The sequence below is a fragment of the Spirosoma endbachense genome, assembly GCF_010233585.1.
Classification (GTDB): Bacteria; Bacteroidota; Bacteroidia; order Cytophagales; family Spirosomataceae; genus Spirosoma; species Spirosoma endbachense.
The window spans coordinates 4,749,343-4,768,586 of sequence record NZ_CP045997.1 but is presented as its reverse complement, the minus strand read 5'-3'; the positions used below and the strand labels follow the sequence as shown (position 1 = coordinate 4,768,586).

At 47.1% G+C, this 19,244-nt stretch carries 18 protein-coding genes; 9 read left to right on the top strand and 9 right to left on the bottom strand.

Annotated features, from left to right (window positions below; translation table 11 throughout):
* The gene (locus tag GJR95_RS19250; protein ID WP_162387409.1) at positions 1 to 831 is read right to left on the bottom strand and encodes an SDR family oxidoreductase; all 831 of its coding nucleotides are present in this window, start codon (positions 829 to 831) and stop codon (positions 1 to 3) included.
* Positions 832 to 987: 156 nt separating this feature from the next.
* Positions 988 to 1,995, bottom strand: coding sequence for a helix-turn-helix domain-containing protein (locus GJR95_RS19245; RefSeq protein ID WP_162387408.1), 1,008 nt, complete (start codon positions 1,993 to 1,995; stop codon positions 988 to 990).
* A 96-nt stretch (positions 1,996 to 2,091) separates the two neighbouring features.
* Here GJR95_RS19245 and GJR95_RS19240 point away from each other — a divergent pair, with 96 nt between their 5' ends.
* From GJR95_RS19240 to GJR95_RS19225, 4 genes are all read left to right on the top strand, one after another.
* Positions 2,092 to 4,521 (top strand): TonB-dependent receptor, encoded by a 2,430-nt coding sequence (locus GJR95_RS19240; protein ID WP_162387407.1) that lies wholly within the window; start codon positions 2,092 to 2,094, stop codon positions 4,519 to 4,521.
* Between the two features lie 188 nt (positions 4,522 to 4,709).
* Positions 4,710 to 6,188 (top strand): ankyrin repeat domain-containing protein, encoded by a 1,479-nt coding sequence (locus tag GJR95_RS19235; protein ID WP_162387406.1) that lies wholly within the window; start codon positions 4,710 to 4,712, stop codon positions 6,186 to 6,188.
* A gap of 4 nt (positions 6,189 to 6,192) precedes the next feature.
* Positions 6,193 to 6,696, top strand: a complete 504-nt coding sequence (locus GJR95_RS19230) for a DUF2271 domain-containing protein (protein WP_162387405.1) — start codon at positions 6,193 to 6,195, stop codon at positions 6,694 to 6,696.
* Positions 6,697 to 6,757: 61 nt separating this feature from the next.
* Positions 6,758 to 8,953 (top strand): PepSY domain-containing protein, encoded by a 2,196-nt coding sequence (locus GJR95_RS19225; protein ID WP_162387404.1) that lies wholly within the window; start codon positions 6,758 to 6,760, stop codon positions 8,951 to 8,953.
* A 78-nt stretch (positions 8,954 to 9,031) separates the two neighbouring features.
* Here the strand turns inward: GJR95_RS19225 and GJR95_RS19220 are convergent, their stop codons facing one another.
* From GJR95_RS19220 to GJR95_RS19210, 3 genes are all read right to left on the bottom strand, one after another.
* Complete coding sequence (locus GJR95_RS19220) at positions 9,032 to 10,018, bottom strand: FAD:protein FMN transferase (RefSeq protein ID WP_162387403.1); 987 nt, start codon at positions 10,016 to 10,018, stop codon at positions 9,032 to 9,034.
* Between the two features lie 203 nt (positions 10,019 to 10,221).
* Positions 10,222 to 10,728, bottom strand: coding sequence for a hypothetical protein (locus GJR95_RS19215; RefSeq protein WP_162387402.1), 507 nt, complete (start codon positions 10,726 to 10,728; stop codon positions 10,222 to 10,224).
* Between the two features lie 496 nt (positions 10,729 to 11,224).
* The gene (locus tag GJR95_RS19210) at positions 11,225 to 11,662 is read right to left on the bottom strand and encodes a (R)-mandelonitrile lyase (protein WP_232541242.1); all 438 of its coding nucleotides are present in this window, start codon (positions 11,660 to 11,662) and stop codon (positions 11,225 to 11,227) included.
* Positions 11,663 to 11,851: 189 nt separating this feature from the next.
* On the opposite strand from GJR95_RS19210, the gene GJR95_RS19205 reads away from it, so the two are divergent.
* Entirely contained in the window at positions 11,852 to 12,280 is a 429-nt protein-coding gene (locus GJR95_RS19205; protein WP_162387401.1) for a hypothetical protein, read from the top strand.
* 223 nt (positions 12,281 to 12,503) lie between these two features.
* Here GJR95_RS19205 and GJR95_RS19200 read toward each other — a convergent pair whose 3' ends face one another.
* The 3 genes from GJR95_RS19200 to GJR95_RS42550 form a co-directional block, all read right to left on the bottom strand.
* Positions 12,504 to 14,162 carry a carboxylesterase/lipase family protein gene (locus tag GJR95_RS19200; protein WP_162387400.1) on the bottom strand — a complete coding sequence of 553 codons (1,659 nt, stop codon included), beginning with the start codon at positions 14,160 to 14,162 and terminating at the stop codon, positions 12,504 to 12,506.
* 174 nt (positions 14,163 to 14,336) lie between these two features.
* On the bottom strand, positions 14,337 to 15,233 hold the full coding sequence (locus tag GJR95_RS19195) for a helix-turn-helix domain-containing protein (RefSeq protein WP_162387399.1): 897 nt from the start codon (positions 15,231 to 15,233) through the stop codon (positions 14,337 to 14,339).
* 206 nt (positions 15,234 to 15,439) lie between these two features.
* Positions 15,440 to 15,568: a hypothetical protein gene (locus tag GJR95_RS42550; protein WP_262889802.1), complete on the bottom strand. Its 129-nt coding sequence runs from the start codon at positions 15,566 to 15,568 to the stop codon at positions 15,440 to 15,442.
* Positions 15,569 to 15,719: 151 nt separating this feature from the next.
* Here GJR95_RS42550 and GJR95_RS19190 point away from each other — a divergent pair, with 151 nt between their 5' ends.
* The 4 genes from GJR95_RS19190 (at position 15,720) to GJR95_RS19175 (ending at position 18,485) form a co-directional block, all read left to right on the top strand.
* The gene (locus GJR95_RS19190) at positions 15,720 to 16,076 is read left to right on the top strand and encodes a DUF3244 domain-containing protein (RefSeq protein WP_162387398.1); all 357 of its coding nucleotides are present in this window, start codon (positions 15,720 to 15,722) and stop codon (positions 16,074 to 16,076) included.
* Between the two features lie 192 nt (positions 16,077 to 16,268).
* The gene (locus tag GJR95_RS19185; RefSeq protein WP_162387397.1) at positions 16,269 to 17,378 is read left to right on the top strand and encodes a sensor histidine kinase; all 1,110 of its coding nucleotides are present in this window, start codon (positions 16,269 to 16,271) and stop codon (positions 17,376 to 17,378) included.
* Positions 17,375 to 18,133, top strand: coding sequence for a LytR/AlgR family response regulator transcription factor (locus GJR95_RS19180; protein ID WP_162387396.1), 759 nt, complete (start codon positions 17,375 to 17,377; stop codon positions 18,131 to 18,133). The genes GJR95_RS19185 and GJR95_RS19180 overlap by 4 nt, the downstream gene beginning before the upstream one ends.
* A 58-nt stretch (positions 18,134 to 18,191) precedes the next feature.
* Positions 18,192 to 18,485: a Dabb family protein gene (locus GJR95_RS19175; RefSeq protein WP_162387395.1), complete on the top strand. Its 294-nt coding sequence runs from the start codon at positions 18,192 to 18,194 to the stop codon at positions 18,483 to 18,485.
* 339 nt (positions 18,486 to 18,824) lie between these two features.
* On the opposite strand, the gene GJR95_RS19170 is transcribed toward GJR95_RS19175, so the two are convergent.
* Positions 18,825 to 19,238, bottom strand: a complete 414-nt coding sequence (locus GJR95_RS19170) for a hypothetical protein (protein WP_162387394.1) — start codon at positions 19,236 to 19,238, stop codon at positions 18,825 to 18,827.
* Positions 19,239 to 19,244: the final 6 nt, after the last annotated feature.

The following is a 19,244-nucleotide window of genomic DNA, read 5'->3' as shown; positions in this document are numbered from 1 at the left end:
CTATTGGCTTACGGGATCATTGACAAAATAATCACGAATCAATCTCGTATAGTCCCCATCGCTGTTTTTTGTTTTGGCATCGATGTAAAACTGGGCGTCCTCACCCACAACATAACGCAGTTGTTGTTTCCCATCAGTAGTCGCTTTGTAAATGGTCGCGGCAACCATTTCTGGACTTGCTTTTGGGATATGTTGGGTCGTTTGCGCATACCGACCAAAGAACAAAGCCAGCAGAGGATTATAAACAGGAATCTCATTTTTGATCATAGTCAGCCCATTTCGAAAATTGGTGGCGACTCCACCTGGTTCAATGATTTTGACTGTTATCCCCAAAGGAAGCACTTCATGCGATAAGGCTTCGGAAAAGCCTTCTACGGCAAATTTCGAACTGTTATATAAACTACCAAATGGTAACGCAACGACACCGCCAAATGAAGAAATATTGATGATCGTTCCGCTACCCTGAGCCCGCATATAAGGAATCACAGCCTGAGTAACCTGCATCATTCCGAATACATTTACGGCATACTGCTGCCGAATCTGCTCTTCTGTAGCAGATTCAAAAACACCCATCACGCCATAGCCTGCATTGTTGATGAGTGCATCAATTGTACCGAACGTATCTGTACCGGCTTTAACTGCTTTCCGAATGGATTCGGTATCGCTAACATCCAGATAATCAACCAGAACATTATTCAATTGAGTCAATTCCGTTTCCTTTTCGGGTGAGCGCATGGTCGCTATTACGTTCCATCCGTTTTCGTGAAAAAGTTTAGCGGTTTGTTTGCCAAAACCAGAAGAGGCTCCGGTAATTAACACTGTCTTTGCCATTGTTTTACACTTTATTTGTTCAGTGCAAAGGTCAGGCGATAAACGGCATTGGGCTTATACATTTCAACGGATGACTTATACAAAAACAGGCAGTTGTTTGTCTCTTCTGATTGCTGCAACCCAGGCTGGATTTGAAATAGCTACGAATGCTTGCCTTTAAGACAAGTCACAGCCCGGATGCGATCGCATAGCACTAGGCAGGATACCGAAGTATTTTTTAAAGGCTACCGTAAAATGAGCCGGATTTTTATAGCCTACCCAATACGATATTTCACTAATCGTTTTTTCGCCTTCCAGCAAAAAGTGTCGGGCATCTTCCATCCGCCGTTGGGTAATGTAGCCAAGAATTGTCGTACCTATTTGTTCTTTGAATCCTCGCTTCAGGTTGAATTCATTCAGACCAACGAGTTTAGCCAATTCAACAATCGTAGGCGTATTCGGGTAACTGCTATCCAGCACTTCGCGAGCTTCGTGTATTTTATGGATATCCGCTTTTTTTGATAGAAGAACAACGGGCTGAGCGCCCTGCATTTGCTCCAGTTGAAGCATGAGTAGTTCAGTTATCCTGGACTCCAGAAATAACCGTTTCAACGAGCCCGTCCGCGGGCTGGCGCGCATATCCCGAATGATCCAGTCCATAGCAGCCGTAATCGGTAGATTTTTAGCCGAGATATAAGCCGGTTTCTGCTGATTTATCCTGGCCACCAGGTGTCGATGCAAGTCACTATCAGGTGGTAATAGGCGAAAATAAGTTTCTTTGGGAATCACAACTACGCTATAATCCAGTTGCTCTGGAGATGCATAGTAGTCATAAACACTTTTCGACGGAGGAATGTAGGCGATATTATGCTGACCAGTCGAGAAGGCCTGGCTCGTTGTCTTCCCGCCCGTTAATGCCTTGCTTTCGCCCCGCAGCGCAAAATCCAGTTGAATAATATCTTCTTCTACTTCCTTAATCAGCTGGATCGATTGCGTGAGCTGGAACTTGCAGTGGGCCATAAAGAAATTACCCGTTGTGAGCTGAGTGTCGGTGATACAGCCCATCTGCTCATGCTGAATCCTGACCTGCTTCTCCTGAAAGAGCTCAGTTTGTCCATCATTTCCCGTCAATTCTTCCTGGCGTAACGGTGTGTCAACGCCTTTAGATTTTATAGTTATTTCCAAAATAGCCCGATTTCGATAGGAATGCTCCCGGTTACGATACCTACTCTACTCATTCAAGCCGCAAATTTGCATCAAATTAGAATTAATCTAAATAAAATGAGACATATTTATTCCATTTTCGTTCTGTGTTTAAGTTTGTTGACGCTCTCTAGTGTTGAGGGTCTTGCTCAAACACACGGATCAATTCGTGGTAGTGTAAAAACCAGTGATGGTAATCCAGCTTCGTTCGTTAATGTTAGTCTGAAGGAAATTCGCAAAGGAACGATTACAGCCGAAGACGGCACCTACCAGTTGAAAGGAATTAGCGCTGGCACCTATACGATGCAGATCACATTCGTGGGTCTGCAAACCCAGGAGAAGGCTGTTACAGTGAAGGCCGGTCAGACCACACAAACGGATTTCTCCCTGATTGAAAGCGCAGCCCAATTGAGCGAAGTAGAGGTTACCGGAAATAATCGAACCGTCACCCTCGGCAAAGCTGCGATTGCGCCCTTAGACCTTCCACAGATGAGTGGTGTGGTAAGCAGTGTTGTGATCGCGAATCAGCAGGCAGCCCGCCTGGGAGATGTTCTGAAAAACGTAAGTGGAGTATCCCTAACCCAGCAACGGGGTGGTGTGGCCGAAACGTTCTCGGCACGGGGCTATAGCATTGGCATTGCCGGTGCGGGGGGTAGTATTTTTAAAAATGGGGTCATTTCCAACACGATGGGTTTCCCCGAAGCCAGTACTCTGGAGTCGGTTGAGGTATTGAAAGGTAGTTCTGCCTTACTATATGGCAATGTTTCGGGCGGTCTGATTATCAACATGGTTACCAAGAAGCCAAAATTCGAGCACGGTGGTGAAGTGTCGATGCGGGTCGGTAGTTATGGCCTTTATAAACCCATAGTTGACGTATACGGCCCACTGGCAAAAAACCTGGCGTTTCGGGTGGTCGGCACCTATGAGACCGCCAAAAGTTACCGGGATGTCGTGAAAACGAACCGGGTATATGTTAATCCATCCCTGCTCTACAAACTAGGCCAGAAAACCACCATTCTTCTTCAGGGCGATTACCTGAAATCAGATCTGACGCCCGATAACGGTATCGGTTCGCTGAACCTGAATCAGGATGCCATCATTCCCGATGTGCCCCGTTCGCGGTTCATTAACACACCCTGGGCTTATAACAATGTCGATCAGACATCCGGGTCGCTGAACATTGACCATGCCATTTCTGACAACTGGAAATTGACAGCCATTGCTTCGGCCCAGGGCACGAATGTAAGTGCCTATGGAGCAGGTGTACCCAACAATAACGTATCGGCTACCGGCGACTGGACCCGCACGCTCAGCCGAACCATGACCAGCGAAAATAATGCTACCGGGCAGGTAAACCTCAACGGACGATTCAATACCGGCGCTATTGGCCACCAGTTGCTGGTCGGTAGTGATTTGGTTAGTATAGTGAGTGAAAGCAATTTGTATACAGTTAATTATGGGACAGGCAAAACGTCCTACGATAAAATCAACATTCTGAATCCGAGTCTGTACGAAGCCCGCAGCGACATTCCCGATGCAACTGCAACAAGCCGGACCACATCGCCCTCGACGCGGCTCGGATTCTATGCACAGGATTTAATCAGCCTGACCGATAAGTTTAAAATTCTGGCTGGTATTCGTTGGTCGCAGCAACGAACAGTGCAGACAACCATCCTTAATCTGTTGACCCAGGTTGAAACGCGGGGCACGGCCGAAACCAAAACCGATGCAGCCTTTTCACCTAAAGTGGCTCTGATGTATCAGCCCACCAAAACCACTTCGTTTTTCGGCAGCTACTCCAACAATTTTACCATCAACTCGGGGGTCGATATATACGGGCAACTCTTAAAACCTTCTATTGTCGACCAGTTTGAAGCGGGCGTAAAAAACGAATTGTTTAACGGTCGTATTACGGCCAACCTCGGCGTTTACCACATTGTAAACAGTAATTTTGCCCAGATGGCCCCGCTCAAAGCGGATGGAACAGCTAATGCCGACGCAAACGTGAAGGAGTTTACGGGTCAAACCACCAGCGACGGCCTGGAAATAGACCTGACAGGTAATCTGTCGAAGAATTTCTATTTCATTACCGGATACGGCTATAATTACATGCGGTATACCAAAGCATCACTCGTGAAAGGTTCGCCCATCGAAGGTGAACGGCTAACCAACAACCCGGCGCACACGGCGAATGCCACTATTTTTTACACGTTTGATTTGCCTCAACTGCGTGGTTTAAAACTGGGCGCGTCGGCCTTTTATACAGGAGCCCGTTATGGCGGCAACAACAATACGTATGGGCAAACCCCGGAATTTAGCCGCCTGATTCCACTGACCGGCTTCACAACGTTCGACCTGTCGGCAGGCTATACATTCCAGAAAATTTCGCTATTAGCCAAAGTGTCGAACATCACCAATACGTTGAATTACCTGATTCACGACCGCTATAGCATTATGCCGATTCCACCCCGGCAGTTTACAGCAACACTGTCGTATCGATTTAAATAATTCTGTACTGATCGATTTTAAACCGATAAGGTCTTTGGAGACCTTATCGGTTTTTATTATAGGTTTTTTAAATATAGTGGCAGCCCATAAGCCTTATTTAGATTGAATCTTATTAATTTGCACCCCGTTTCGTTTTCCGCTTAGGGCCCAAACAAGTTGTATCAGTATTTCAACTCCAGTATATCAGTATGAAAAAAATAATCATCGCCATTCTGGCAGGCATCGCCTTCTCAGCTCAGGCCCAGAAAAACGTTCTGCTGGAACAGTCGTTCTGGCAGGGCAAGCCTGATGTGGCTCAGGTTAAGGCGGAAGTCGAGAAAGGAAACAGTCCGTCGCAGTTCAATTCAAATAGTTTTGATCCCGTCGTGATGGCGATCAATGCCCAGGCTCCCAACGAGACGATCAAGTATCTGTTGTCGCAGTACGGCAATGACGTGAACAAGATCACGCATGATAGCCGCATTTATCTTCACTGGGCTGCCAATCGGGGTAATGTCGACATTATGGAATACCTGATCGCAAAAGGGTCTAAAGCCAACGTAGAAGACAGCCACGGCATGACCGTCTTGAATTTTGCGGCCGGTAGTGGCCAGCCGAACACACAGGTCTATGAATTGTGCCTCCAAAATGGAGCAGATCTAAAGAAGGATCTGAATCATGACGGGGCCAATGCCTTACTGATTGCGATTGCCAACGACAAGGATCTAAAGCTGACCGATTATTTTGTCGCGAAAGGTCTTGATTTGAAAAGTACCGATGCCGCTGGTAACAACGCGTTTAGTTATGCAGCACGGGGTGGCAATATTAATATCCTGAAAGCGCTGCTGCAACGAGGTGTTCCGGTCAACGAGACCGCCATGATTATGGCCAGCCAGGGCGGGCGTCAGGGTGCTAATTCCATCGAGGTGTTTCAATACCTGGAAAGTCTTAACATCAAACCGACCGCAACCAACAAAGCCGGTGAAAACGTCCTGCACGCGCTTGTTCGCAGACCCAAGCAGAATGAAATTATCCAGTATTTTCTGGCGAAAGGCGTCGATGTCAATCAGGCCGACGAAGAAGGTAATACGGCCTTTATGAATGCAGCCGCTGCCAACCGGGATATTACCGTTCTGGAAATACTGCAACCGAACGTAAAAAACATCAACCAGAGCAACCAGAAGGGCGCAACAGCACTGGCTTTGGCGGTGCGGGGTAATTCACCCGAAGTAATAGGCTATCTGTTAAATAAAGGAGCAGACGTTAATGTAACGGATAAAAACGGCGATAATCTGGCCGCTTATCTGGTACAGTCCTATGCCGGTAACGGCCCACGTGCCGATGAATTTGATGCGAAACTGAAACTGATTCAGGATAAAGGGCTTGACCTTAAGGCTCCCCAGAAGAACGGCAATACGCTGTACCATCTGGCAGTTGCCAAAAATGACCTTTCGCTGGTGAAACGGCTGGAGCCTCTCCAGATCGACGTAAACAGCAAAAACAAGGAAGGTATTACGGCCCTGCATAAGGCAGCCATGGTATCGAAAGATGATGCCATGCTTAAATATCTGTTGTCTATTGGCGCCAAAAAGGATATTCCGACCAACTTCAAAGAAACCGCTTTCGATCTGGCCAGTGAAAATGAATCATTGGCTAAAAACAACGTGTCTGTTAACTTTCTGAAATAAGTGTATGTCTTGTTTGCATAAAATCAGCCTGCTGGTCCTGACCCTGGTGGTTGCCGGATCATCGGCTTCGTTTGCTCAACAGTCGGGAACCACCCAGTACAAGTGTATGATCCAGATGACCAACTACATGGGCGAAAAAGCGTATATCGCCGTTTCGCTCATGAACGGAAAAGGTGTCTACGAGAAAACACTGTATGTACTCGGCTCCGATAAAAAATGGTATCCTGACGTTAAGGAATGGTATAAGGCCGTGGGCAAAAAAACGACTAATATCAGCGCGATTTCCGGAGCATCGGTGGCTGGCGGAGATCGTAGCGTCATCGTGCTGGAAATCGACAATTCGAAGCTCAATAAAGAGTACAAACTGCGGTTCGAAAGTGCCGTAGAGGATAAGGAAGATCACGCGAAAGATCTCGAAATTCCGCTCACGACCGAAGGACTTTCCGCCAAGAGTGAAGGGACGGGTTATATTCGCTACGTACGCTTCAGCCCCAATACCAGTAACTGAGTTGTGTCAACCACGTTATACCAACCACGTTACGTTGCCCTAATTAATCGCGGCCGGATTTATGACCATTTCTGTTTGGAGATACAGCCACTTGGTGTTGGCTGTATCTTCTTTTCTTTTGCTGACCCTGGCCTCGACCACAGGAATCATACTGGCGTTCGAACCCGTATCGCAAAAAATTCAGCCGTATCGTGTCGATACCATTAGTCAACTTACCCTGGCTCAGACGCTGCCAGTTCTGAAAAAAAGCTATACCGAAATCAGTGAACTGAGCGTCGATGCCAACCAGTTTGTGCAGATCAAGGGGAGCGATGCCGATGGAAAAAACCTGACCGCTTACATTGATCCGCAGACGGGCAAAATTCTGGGTATTCCCACGAAACAAAGTGAATTTTTCCAGTGGGTCACCGCTCTCCATCGGTCCCTGTTTCTGCACGAAGCCGGTCGGTTTTTTATTGGACTAACCGCGTTTCTGCTGCTGTTGATTACTGTTTCAGGCACCATGCTGATTATCCAGCGTCAGCGGGGAGTAAAGCGGTTCTTTACCCGGATCGTTCGGGACAATTTTGCCCAGTATTACCACGTCGTGCTGGGACGGCTGTCGCTGATTCCAATCTTTGTCATTGCGCTTTCGGGGACTTACCTTTCACTGGCCCGGTTTGGTCTGGTCGGTGAGGATAAAGTTTCGCCCAAAATCGATTTCGACGCTATTCAGTCAAAGCCAGAACGAAAACTGGCCGATTTTTCGGTATTTAAAAACACACGACTTGCGGACGTACAGACCATCGAATTTCCGTTTTCGGAAGACGTCGAGGACTACTATACGCTAAAACTCAAGGATCGAGAATTGACCGTCAATCAAATTACGGGCGACATCCTGAGCGAAAACCGGTATCCGGCCGCCGTCTTACTGACCAACCTAAGCCTGGATCTACACACGGGTCGAACGAGCGCAATCTGGGCTATCATCCTGGCAGTGGCTTCGGGGAATATTCTCTTTTTCATCTATTCTGGTTTTGCCATTACCTGGAAACGACGGGCCAACCGCGTCAAAAACAAGTACTCAGCCGATGAAAGCCGGTTTATTATCCTGGTCGGGTCAGAGAACGGCAGTACGTTTCGCTTTGCACAGGCAATTCACCAGCAGTTGATCAAACAGGGTGAGAAAACCTTTTTGACCGAGTTTAACAACTACACCGTTTTCCCCAAAGCAGAGTACCTGATCGCCCTGACTGCAACCTATGGGCTCGGCGAAGCTCCGACGAATGCCCAAAAATTTGCGGCTCTGGTCGAAAAATACCCGCAGCCGCAGCCTGTTCGTTATTCGGTGCTCGGTTTCGGGTCGCACGCCTATCCCGATTTCTGCCAGTTTGCGTTTGAGGTCAATCAGGTGCTGGCCGGTCAGCCCTGGGCTGTTCCACTGGTCGACATCCATACCGTCAATGATCGGTCGCCGGAAGATTTTGGTTTATGGGCCGAAGCCTGGTCGCAGCAGGCCGACCGGCCAATGCCGGTTTCGTCTGATCTGTTGAAGGGACCAGTATCCCGTTTTGAGACTTTGACCGTGACCAATAACACCCGCACCGAGCAGTCTGACGGAACCTTCCTGATCCGGCTGCGGGCCCGTCGTCGGCGGAGTGTTACATCGGGTGATTTGCTGGCCATTTATCCGGCCAATGACCACAGGGAACGCCTGTATTCGATTGGCGTGCTGGAAAAAGAGCTTCAGTTGAGTGTCAGGCTCCACCCAGGCGGGTTAGGATCTGGCTTTTTACACGAGTTAACGCCCGGCGAAACGATCAGGGCTCGAGTCGTTTCTAACGATCATTTTCATTTTCCCCAAAATGCGCCAGTCGTCGTGATGATCGCCAATGGCACTGGCATTGCGCCGTTTCTGGGTATGATTAGCCAGAATAAGCAGCAGATACCCTGTCATTTGTACTGCGGTTTCCGGCAAAGCGCATCGTTCGATAGCTACCGGAACTTTCTGGAAGCAAGCCAGACGACTCAAAAACTCACGAGCCTGCATGTGGCTTATTCGCGGGAAGGCGACAGGCAGTACGTGAGCAGCCTGATCGCTCACGATGCCGAGTTCATCGCCAATGCGCTGATGATGAAAGGTGTAGTGATGATCTGCGGGTCACTGGCGATGCAAAAGGACGTTATTGATCTGCTCGAAACCATCTGTCAGACGAAACTGGGAAAGTCTGTAAGCGTTTATCAGTCGCACAGCCAGATTCTAATGGACTGTTACTAAGCCTGTGATCATCACACCTTGTCGATTGGGTAACAAGCAACGACAAGGTGTGACAATCAATGGCCGGGATTTGTCTTTCTAAAGACTGTATTTTTTCAGATCCAGGTTGCGGGAGGAAAAAATCTGCCCCTCATCGGTGATCAGGATATAGCTGTATTGCGGGTATTTCCTGATGAGTTTCAGCCCGGCTTCTTTGCCCAATACCATGAGCGAGGTACTGAACCCGTTGGCGGTTTCGGCGCTGGGGCCGAAAACCGTCACGCTACTCACACCAGTAGCCGGATAGCCCGTGCTGGGGTTGATGATGTGCGCGTATCGCCTGCCGTTGAACACCACGAATTTCTCGTAACTTCCGGAGGTCACAACGGCGCTCTGCCGTAATGGTACAACGGCGAAAACCGTGTCTTTATGCAGCGGATTGGTGATTCCGATCGCCCAGTCGCTTCCATCCGGTTGTTTACCCCAGGTGTTCATATCGCCCGAACCATTAACGATTCCGGCTTTGATCCCTTTAGCCAGCATCATCTCGCGGCACCGGTCAGCAGCGTACCCTTCGCCCAGGGCACCGAAGCCAATCTTCATTCCTTTGCGTTTGAGAAAAATCGTGGAGTGCTCACGGTCCAGCTCGATATACAGGTACCCTACTTTCTCAACCGATTTTTTAATAGCCTCAGGACTGGGCATCTCCGTCATGGAGCCGTCGAATTTCCAGATCCGGTCCATCGCGGCAAAACTTATATCAAACGCACCATTTGTGATTTTGGAGAAATGGAGTGCTCGCTCTGTCAGGGCAAACACTTCCGGATCAACCTTAACCGGTGTGATTCCGGCGTTTCTATTGACCAGCGAAATTTGTGAATCCGCTCTCCAGTCAGAGATTAAATTCTCGATCCTCGACACTTCGGCAATCACCGTGTCAATATTGCATTCGGCTGCCAGGGAGTCAGTAGCGACAATGGTAATATCGAATCGACTTCCCATTAATTTAACCGTTCGCTTTCGCAACACCTGGGCATTGGCATCGAATCCCGATAAAATCAGGATCAGAACTATTACTTGTTTCATACCGCAAAAATAAGAAAGCCTGATCAGGTCAACCACTTCAGCCAGAAAGTAGTAAAAGACGGGCGTTCTGGACTAGATCTCAGACTCGTTATAAAGCGTTGGAGCACAGTCCGTCAATGAGCGCTTTTGACATTAATCATACAGAAGCTATGTAATTCCTACTCCGGCAGTATCAGATTGTGGTGAATGCAGTAATTGGCTCGTTAACGTCTGTTGTTAATCCGGCAAAACAGTCGTTGAAGTTCATAGTCAATTTTACATTCTGGAAGTTCAGGTAATTGGTTGCGCGATAAGAATGTTATAAACTGTATTGCCAGGGCTACAATGGCCTGTTTATGAGGGCATTTCTGGGTAAATATTGACCAATACTCATTGTCTATCGATGAGCCGGTTTGCTTAGCCCAGCGAACAAACGTTTCATCCATCAGCAGATCCTCAAACTGATAATCAAGCTGCTCTTTCCTGGCGGTGTTGAGACTGCTTCGATTTATGGTAGAATTAATCGTATACTGTTGCAAATGGAGTGGATAGATACGCTCATTTTCATCAGGTAGCTTTTGCGTTAATGGACCAGCTTGTTGATCGATCAAGGCATTCCAAAAAATCTCGCCCTCCGGCGTCTGTAACCAATCACGTACTGTTTGGGTCTGGGCCTGTAAACCAGCCCCCATCCAGAATCGCTCAAGAAACGTTACATAGTCTGTGTTCATGGCAGTGAAATTTAAAGAAGGCGATCATCATTCACACTGGCTATTACCCTTTCGCGCCAGTTGAACCCTATAATCGTTTTGGAATCCAGAAGTAGGTAATACATAGTGCAAAAACAGAGATCGCCTACGCATCGATAAGCGCATTTTTGTTATCAAGCAAGTCAAATTGATACGTACAGATAGCTTGTTAAGAGTTACTGAATTTGCCCAGGTCTGATGAACGCAGCATGCTCAACCGGTGAATTGCCTGCTCAGAGACAGCGTATAGTCCTGTTTAAGCGTATACTACCCGCTCAGGCTGAGGGTTGATGTAAAAATAGTAGCCTGTCTGTCAGGTGAGGTAAAGAGGTTCGAAAAGTATCCGATTATGTTGGCTATGTATCCGATCTACTGGCAACCATTAAATCGGGGAAATACGTACTGACAACTAGTTTTACCATGCTAAGTCAGCATAATATTACTTACAGGAACATCACGTATAAAGGAGCGATTTCCTTTATGATTGATAGGAATGATATTCTTCATCCGTTACGGCCTGAAGCCAAACGACAGCTCCACCCTTACTCACATTCGGGTTAATGGCCAGATGGGTAAACCGCCCATCTGGGGTGGCCCCGTGCCAATGCACCAGATCAGGAGCAATGTTCACGGCTTCTCCTTCCCGAAGGAGTTGAATCGATTTTCCTTGTTCCTGGTAGTAGCCTGTTCCCGCTGTTGCCACTAAAATTTGTCCATTGGGGTGCGTGTGCCAGTTATTTCTCGCTCCGGGCTCAAAGGTTACGTCACTCACCGTACAATCTGTCTGATCGTTAGGCGGTACAAGTGCTTTTATCCAGGCTATGCCCGTGAAATAATCTGACGGTGCCTGCGTGGCTCCCTCCGGTATCGCTGGTTGTTGTTTTTCTGGCTGGCTCATGCGTTGGTTAGCTAGCATTGATTGATTGTTATAGTTGATTTCATAAGTATTAGCCAGCTATAAGTGTTTTGTGATGGGTGAAAAAAGTCTCCGTTTGTCCTAAAATCTGGCCATTTATCAAATATAGTTCTATGCAAGCTACAATGTTTTGCATAGTAGCTTGCATAGAACTATATTTGATTTTTCACAATAAACACATAACTATCTATGAAAAATCTTATTTTATTCGCGCTTTTACTAAGTACTACACTTAGCTTTGGTCAATGTGATAAGGATGTTCTGCTCACTTCCTCGAAAACAGAATATCTCGATGGATCAGGAACTGTTCAGCGAACTGAAAATGAACAGAGCACTATTGAACTAAGTAAATCACAGGTGATTATCACGCCCGGAAATTCCAACCATAAAATGACTGGAAAAGTCGAGTCTGCTACCTGTAACTGGCCTACTGCCTATCAGGAAGGAAAAATGGTTATCAAAGCCGTATTTGACGATCCGTCAGGAGAATCGCGTCATGCCACGCTGACTACGGAAGGCAAAGCCGGAATGATAACATTCCTGATGGAAATAGCCGAAATGCCTGATAAAAAAATCCGGGTCAGCGTAAATAGCTTCAAGGAAACTAAAAAGGAATAACTCTATTGGGCTACTAAATAGCTCTAGATAAGTCCACCTCTAATTCCTTAATGTTATTTGAGGAATTAGAGGTGGACTTATCTAGAGCTATTTCTATTTTATACGTACTAGTCATGAATGTGCTTGATGACAAACCTATAAGCCGGGCTGCCGTTGCGCCGGGCCGCCGATGCGGTTTCAAAAACCGTATAGGTTTATATTAGCCCAGCACTAATTTTACCGATTACACCAACGCTTTTCGGGCCTCGCGGTCTGGATCATTGACTAGCGCAGAGGTATCATCCAAAATCATGGTTTCGCCGTTTTGGGCCGTATACGGCTTCCAGTTGGGTAGGCCGCCCCCATTTGGATTTCCGGTCTTTACGAAATTAATAAACGAGCCAGCCATCTTTTCTGATAAAGCTCTGGGGCGTTTGCCCCCACCCGTATGTGTAAGCATCAAATCGGTATTATAAAACCAGAAACAAATATCATCGCAGTGGAAAGCACGCATCCGACCATCAAACAAGGGTGGTTGCCAGCCAAACCAGGCCACATAAACGGGAGCTTTCTGCCCGGTCACTTTTGCGTCGGCAGTAGCTATGGCATTCTTTCGATTGGAAACAACTAAAGCCCAAATCTCGATGGGGCGGGCCTTCGGAAAGTTTTTTGCATAAGCATCTACAATGTCGCCAGTTTTATCCCCAAAGCGCGGTTTCAGTTTTTCCTTCACTTCGGCCAGCGAAATACTTTCTAAGCTAGCATCTGTCCTATCAGGGTTTTGCTCATGAAATGTGGAGCAGATCATCAGGGGTATATTGGCCGAGAAGTGATTCGGGTCCGTGAAAAAAGCACCCTCATTGAGGTAGGTTCCGTCGGCCACGGGCGCGTATCCTCCCCGCTGAATACCAAGCCGTTTGGCTTCGTCAGCCATTTTTTCGACCGCTTTATTGGCTATATCGATGTATGCCCGCCATGGAATCTGCTGGAGTTTGTCTAGTTCCCCCGGCTTTAAACCAGCTTCTTCCATTATTTTAAGCCCCAGTTTTTCGGCGTATTCCTTATTTACGCCAGCCAGCGAGCTACCGCTCAGCGCAACCGCCTTATGAAATAACCCTTTAGCAGAGGGCATATTCATCAGGGTAGTTACTTTGGCTCCGCCACCAGACTGACCAATAATGGTTACGTTGGTAGGGTCTCCGCCAAAATTGGCAATATTGTTTTTAACCCATTCAAGGGCCGCCACCATATCCAGATTACCTACATTACCGGATGCGGCATGACCACCAGCCGCTTTAAGATCGCTATAACCCAGAGAACCGAGCCGATGATTGAGCGAACAGAAAACGACATTACCCAGCCGGGCAAGATTTTCGCCATGATAGCCATCCTGTTCTACGGCGTTCCCATTGACGTATCCGCCCCCGTGTAGCCAGACGACTACCGGACGTTTCTGGGTATCCAGAGCAGGCGTCCACACATTAATTTTTAGGCAGTCTTCCGAAACATCATCATAATTCCAATGGTCAACAAAGGATGCATAGGGATTGGCATACCGTTTTTCCATAATCTGGGGAGCGGAGTTTCCCCACCAGAGAGCCGGCCGAATATCGGTCCAGGCGCTGGGTTTTTGTGGGGGCATGAACCGATTCTTCCCCGATGTATCCGCTCCGTAGGGTATGCCTAAAAACTGGTGAATACCACGCAGAATAAATCCTCTGACTTTTCCATATTCAGTTTTTGCAACCGCAATATTGTCGCCCACAAACAACACCTGCTCGTCGCCTGCTGGTCTGGCAATTTTAGGCGGGCGTAAACCAGAAGCGGTCGATTCATGAGCTACACCCAAACTGGCCACACCAACGCCCAATGACTGTAAAAAATTTCGTCTTGATGGTTTCATCGTTGAATTTTGTTAAAGGGTAAAGGGAAGTAAATAGCTTCTGATAAAGGTTCGTAGCACTCCATGTATGCGCTTACTGTAAAAGGGACGCAATGGGGCATTTTTACTACTCCTGATCTACAGATTTATCGTTGATTGTCAGCAAGTCAACTCCTGGATAAAGTGAGTATCCCGCTATTGGCGGGGCTGATGGCTTTCCCGAAATTCAGTAGGTGATAACCCCGTATGCTTCCTGAAAAACCGGGCGAAATAGTTGGGGTATTCGAAGTGAAGCAGGTAAGCGATTTCCGAAATGGAATACGTGGTATAGGTCAGGTATTTACGGGCTTCGTCGAGCAGGTGTTCCTGAACCAGTTGGCTGGCCGACTTGTTGGCAATTACCCGGCAAATACGATTCAGATGCACCGGTGTGATGGCCAGATCGTCGGCCAGTTGTGCTACGCTCTGGGTGGTTCCGACCTGCCTGATCCGCTGCTGAAATTTCCGAAAATATTGGAGCGATAGATTGTTTTGTTGGGTCCCTACCTCATCGTTATGCTGCCACAATCGGTAGCATACCAGAAACAATTTTTGCAGACAAATCTGCAACATCAATCGTTTCTCGGACTGATCATCAAACAACTCGTCATCAATGGCTTCAATCAGTTCGGCTACCCGTTTTCCGGAATAAGGCTCCTGAAATGTTGTGATACATTGAAGACTACCCAACATAGTGGCTATTGGGGAACCACCAGGAAACAAACTATCCACCAACGCATCGGACAGCGTTAGAATACGTCCCTGCACATCGGAATTGTAATTAAACCCGTGCAGGGCAGTGGGCGGTATCAGCAACAGACATGGACCCGTTAACTGGCGCTTGCGTGTAGCCTCCTGAAACTCGAACTGCCCGGTTTCTATGAAAAATACCTGAAATAAGCGGGCATGGATATGCGGTTGAATAATCCAGTCGAAAGTCCGACTACGGGTCTCCAGCAATTCGGAGTATAAATACTCGTCATTTGATCGGCGGTCCGACATTTCGGCACTGCCTTCACCGTAGAGACCATCATATTGGGTTATTCGCTGCACAGCATATACGTTTACAGGCTTTTGGCAGGAAGCGTGCCAAAAGCCAATTTTTTTCATTTACCACCTGACAGGAGTGGATTCCATAGAAAATCATAGACAGAAAAAGCAAAATCCCTCACCGATTAATTGATGGTTAGTCGTCTACTGTCGAAGTTAATTGGATGCGCTATTAACAGCAACTCGATTTATACTATAATTTGTTCTCATCATCCATCGCCAATTTGCGTCCGGGGATGTTTGATTTGTTTCCAGCTTAATTGACGTGTTTCGGAATGAAACGGAGCGTTTCGAGGGTGCTTGCTCGACAAATCGACCCGGTTATGTAAGGTTTTCATGTAAACGTTCGATGAAGTATTTTTCACTCGTCGCGCAAAAACCTTCACTCATCCGGCTTATCCCAAGCTTCGTAAGCTTTGAATTTCAGGGCTATAGTACCGGACCTACCTTTGACCTGTCAAACAAAAACAAATAAAAAATCGACAAATCATGAAAAAGATTCTTCTTCTGGTGTTAGGACTGGTAGCCAGTTCTGCATCGTTCGCTTCCATCAATGAACCCAGCCAACCCATTGCTACGGTGTCGCTGATTGATAATGACAAGGTTAAACTCATCGTTGCCCCCGAAAAGGCAACCGCTACAATCACCTTAAAAGATGCCGTTGGGCATGTGCTCTATTCCAGTAATGTCAATCTAGTGGAGGGTATCCAGCAGAAGTTCGATATTTCCCATTTGAGTACTGGGGTTTATCAACTTTCCGTTTCCGTCGGCAAAGAGCACACAGTTAAATCCTTTACGGTGGCGGAAGTTCCCAGCCAGCAGGTTGTTACCTTACAGGGTGAATAACCTCAGAGCTGACACTAACTTCAGTGTTTCGGCTCCTGTGACCAGTCTTTACAGCCCTGGCTGGACATCTTCGTCAAACGATGTCCAGCCAGGGCTGAACTGCACTTAGTCAAGTCTTCCCGGAAACTTCATTCGTTTCATTTTATGACTTAGTAGCCGATTGAGGCCATTGCCTTTTACCAACAAACGATCATGGCCGAAAAGCTTACTTCCCGACAGAAATGGCAACTGGCCATTCGGTTACTGCTGCTGTATTCACCCCTGCTGCTGTATGTCAACCTACCCGATTCCGTTCGAAATCCGGCCAGGCTGTTGGAGGTATCGCCGTTTATCGTTGTTTTCATCCTGATCGCTCTTGGCTTATATTTTATCTGGATTACCGCGACGGACTGGATTCAAAACCAATTATTTAACTGGTTCGGAGATGATTTTCTGCTGGATTTCAGCTGGCTTTCCCTGGTGCTGACCATGCTCATCTCGCTGGTGCTGGCCGTACTTTACACCAAGGTTTTCCAACTTATTTTGATGGCGTTATTTACCCTGTTTATTCATAGTGGCTTCGCACAGGTACCCAAACCCCATACGTTACCCTTCACCCCTGACGTATTTTCCTACTTACAGCGGGTAAACAACGTTTTTAACCTGGTCATTATCCTGTCGGCTTTCTATCTGACGATCATTTCCCGTTCCTATCAGCAACTAAAAAATGTGCAGATCCGGGCCGAACGGTCGGAGAAAGAAGCGGCCCTGAGTCAAGTGGAAGCGCTGAAACACCAACTAAGCCCCCACTTCCTCTTTAATAGTCTGAGTATTCTAACCTCTATGGTGCATGAAGATGCTGACCTCTCGGAGCAATACATCAAACAACTTTCTAAAGTGTACCGCTACATTCTGGAACAGCGTGATCAGGAACTGGTTTCGCTGAAAACCGAATTAGAGTTCATCCATTCCTACACCTTTCTACTCCAGATCCGTTTCGAAAATAAATTTGATGTGGTTATCGAGATTACCCCATCCCAGCAAAGTCAGTATCGAATTGCCCCCTTAACGCTCCAGTTGCTGGTCGAGAATGCCGTTAAACACAACCGGATGTCGGTTCAGGAGGTCCTCCGCGTACATATTTATTGCCAGAACGACGTGCTGATCATCGAGAATCCGTGGCAACCCCGCGACCAAACCGAACTGTCTACCGGCGTTGGTCTTCGAAATATTATTAACCGCTATGCCCTGCTTACAAAACGGACCATATCGTATGGTAAGCAGGGCGAATCGTTCATTGTCAAAATCCCCCTCCTATCATGAACGTTGTCATCATTGAAGATGAAGATCGGACAGCCCGCCAACTGGAGCGATTACTCAAAAAGTATGACCCATCAATACAGGTACTGCTTCAGATACCATCGATCAAAAAGGCCGTCGACTGGTTTAGCCAGCATCCTAAACCCGATCTGGTCTTTATGGATATTCACCTGGAGGACGGGCTGGCTTTCAGCATTTTCGACCAGCTTAGTCTGACGCTACCGGTCATTTTCACGACCGCTTACGACGAATACATGCTAAAAGCATTTAAGGTTAATAGCATTGATTACCTACTTAAACCCGTTGATTATGAGGAACTAACGGCTGCTATTGAGAAGTTCAGGACGCTGCGAAGCCAATCGACAATGCCCGATTTAAATGCGCTCCTGGCGTTCATGCAAAAGCCACAGTCGCTCAACTACAGGGAACGGTTCATGATCACTATCGGCACCAGGGTGCATAGCGTGGAGGTTGCCGATATTGCATATTTTTACTCGGAGGAGAAAGCGACATTCCTGATCACCAAAAGCGGGCAATTGCTCCCCCTCGAATACAGTCTGGACCAGCTTTCGAGCCTGCTAAACCCAGTTCAGTTTTTTCGTGTCAATCGCCAGTTTATCATCGCCCGAAATGCCATACAAACCATTCATGCGTATTCGGCGGGGAAACTTAAAGTCGATTTGCAACCGATTCCCCGCCAGGAAGTGTTTGTCAGCATGAGTCGACTATCGGAGTTTAAGGATTGGTTAGGCCGTTAATGATCTTTTATCAATCCAACGTTAATCTTCAACAAAATTTCAGTTAGCCCAATACCTTATGATTCAACATAGCGTAATTTTCACGCTGAAACATGCACCAGGCAGTATTCAGGAACAAGCCTTCTTTGAGGCTGTCCAACAACTGGCAACCATTCCCGGCGTCGGGCAGTTTTCGTGCCTGCGCCAGATTAGTCCTAAAAATCAATTCACGTTCGGGTTGTCGATGGTCTTTGCCAGTCAGGACGAGTATGATCAATACAATCAGCACCCGCTACATCAGGCTTTCGTTGAGCAACACTGGATAAATGAAGTAACCGAGTTTATGGAGATTGATTTTCAACCGCTGGATTGAGCTAGTGCTGGGCCAATTTAAGCCTATAAGGTTTCAAAAACCGCATCGGCGGCCCGGCGCAACGGCGGCCCGGCTTATAGGTTTGTCATCAACCACATTCATGACTAGTACGTACAAGATAGGAATTGGAAGAGTACCAGTCTAAGCTATTTACTGCTGAATTAACTGGATTCATCGCTTTTTTCGGCTGAACTAGGTCTAAAATAAACAAAAATTGCCCTGATGCACGGATAAAGAAACCGGCCTCAGGGCATCAATTTAACTTAATAAATTAGTCTCCTTTTTCTTATTAGGGTTTTCGCTGAGAAGCACCGTATTCGGTGCTTCTCAGCGAAAACCCTATTTAACACGCTGGGCTGTAGCGTCAAACATACTGTAAAGCATTCCTTTTAAATGGTCGTCATCCACTTTGGTTAGCTCGATGGGGATCTCGCCAGCCTGTTCCGTATTGAAATAGATCGTCATTTTAGTGGCTTCTTCCAGAATTTTTGTAATCGGAGTAACTTCGGTTCGCTTGCCCGTTGGGTCTTTTAGCTCGCCGGTGAGTTTACCGTCTTTTCTAGTTAGTTCAGTCACAAATTTAGCGTCCCCGTTTGGCGTTCCCACTACGTTTATCTCCCATTTACCAGCAAAAAAGTCGGTTGAAGAAGTCGCCGTTGTTGACGTGGCAGTTGCCGACGTGGTCGTTTGAGAAAAGCCCTTTACAGAAACACCTAAGAGTAAAATGAACAGGAGAATACTTGCTTTTTTCATGATGGT

Bases quoted from the DNA above. Each gene is read 5' to 3' on its own strand.
- GJR95_RS19250 (WP_162387409.1), bottom strand. From the start codon at position 831: ATGGCAAAGACAGTGTTAATTACCGGAGCCTCTTCTGGTTTTGGCAAA.
- GJR95_RS19240 (WP_162387407.1), top strand. From the start codon at position 2,092: ATGAGACATATTTATTCCATTTTCGTTCTGTGTTTAAGTTTGTTGACG.
- GJR95_RS19235 (WP_162387406.1), top strand. From the start codon at position 4,710: ATGAAAAAAATAATCATCGCCATTCTGGCAGGCATCGCCTTCTCAGCT.
- GJR95_RS19230 (WP_162387405.1), top strand. From the start codon at position 6,193: ATGTCTTGTTTGCATAAAATCAGCCTGCTGGTCCTGACCCTGGTGGTT.
- GJR95_RS19225 (WP_162387404.1), top strand. From the start codon at position 6,758: ATGACCATTTCTGTTTGGAGATACAGCCACTTGGTGTTGGCTGTATCT.
- GJR95_RS19220 (WP_162387403.1), bottom strand. From the start codon at position 10,018: ATGAAACAAGTAATAGTTCTGATCCTGATTTTATCGGGATTCGATGCC.
- GJR95_RS19215 (WP_162387402.1), bottom strand. From the start codon at position 10,728: ATGAACACAGACTATGTAACGTTTCTTGAGCGATTCTGGATGGGGGCT.
- GJR95_RS19210 (WP_232541242.1), bottom strand. From the start codon at position 11,662: ATGCTAGCTAACCAACGCATGAGCCAGCCAGAAAAACAACAACCAGCG.
- GJR95_RS19205 (WP_162387401.1), top strand. From the start codon at position 11,852: ATGAAAAATCTTATTTTATTCGCGCTTTTACTAAGTACTACACTTAGC.
- GJR95_RS19200 (WP_162387400.1), bottom strand. From the start codon at position 14,162: ATGAAACCATCAAGACGAAATTTTTTACAGTCATTGGGCGTTGGTGTG.
- GJR95_RS42550 (WP_262889802.1), bottom strand. From the start codon at position 15,568: ATGAAAACCTTACATAACCGGGTCGATTTGTCGAGCAAGCACCCTCGA.
- GJR95_RS19190 (WP_162387398.1), top strand. From the start codon at position 15,720: ATGAAAAAGATTCTTCTTCTGGTGTTAGGACTGGTAGCCAGTTCTGCA.
- GJR95_RS19185 (WP_162387397.1), top strand. From the start codon at position 16,269: ATGGCCGAAAAGCTTACTTCCCGACAGAAATGGCAACTGGCCATTCGG.
- GJR95_RS19180 (WP_162387396.1), top strand. From the start codon at position 17,375: ATGAACGTTGTCATCATTGAAGATGAAGATCGGACAGCCCGCCAACTG.
- GJR95_RS19175 (WP_162387395.1), top strand. From the start codon at position 18,192: ATGATTCAACATAGCGTAATTTTCACGCTGAAACATGCACCAGGCAGT.
- GJR95_RS19170 (WP_162387394.1), bottom strand. From the start codon at position 19,238: ATGAAAAAAGCAAGTATTCTCCTGTTCATTTTACTCTTAGGTGTTTCT.